Genomic DNA, 621 nt, shown 5'->3' on the forward strand with positions numbered 1-621 from the left:
GCATCACAGAGTTTTTTGATGAGTTCAAAATCTGGACCATCCACTTTTGGACTGTAGGATGTGTAGCCTGATAAGGTTGTTCCGACAAAGTCAATTCCTGCTTCGACCGCTGCCAATCCTTCTTCAAAAGTACTGGTGTCCGCCATCAAGAGCTGGTTAGGATATTTCTCCTTGACCTGACGAATGAACTCTTGAATTTCCAAACCATCGTAGCGTTCACGCTTGGTACAATCCAGAGCAATCACCTCGATGTCCAGTTCTGCCAATTCATCAACTTCTTTCATAGTAGCCGTGATGAAGGGTTCTTGTGGCGGATAATCTCGTTTGATTATCCCAATAATCGGAAGTTTGGTGACTTCCTTAATTTCCTTGATATCGCGAACACTATTGGCTCGGATACCGACTGCTCCACCTTGCTCAGCCGCTTTGACCAGCAAGGGAATCACCCCTCCCGCTTCTGTATAAAGCGGTTCATGAGGAAGAGCCTGACAAGAAACGATGATTCCATCTTTGATTTGTTCAATCAAGGCTTCTTTACTAATCTGTGGCATCCTCTTTCCTCCCTTTCTTTTTTCTTTATTTCTATGAGATTATTATACCTTAAAATTAAAACGCTTTCAA

The 621-nt window shown here is 43.0% G+C and carries 1 protein-coding gene; it reads right to left on the reverse strand.

Annotation, left to right across the window (positions count from 1 at the left end; all coding sequences use genetic code 11):
• The coding region (locus HT709_RS11490; RefSeq protein ID WP_172925793.1) for a putative N-acetylmannosamine-6-phosphate 2-epimerase at positions 1-551 on the reverse strand (551 nt) is incomplete at its 3' end.
• Between the last annotated feature and the right edge of the window lie 70 nt (positions 552-621).

This window comes from Streptococcus sp. 1343 (assembly GCF_013277355.1).
Taxonomy (GTDB): Bacteria; Bacillota; Bacilli; order Lactobacillales; family Streptococcaceae; genus Streptococcus; species Streptococcus pseudopneumoniae.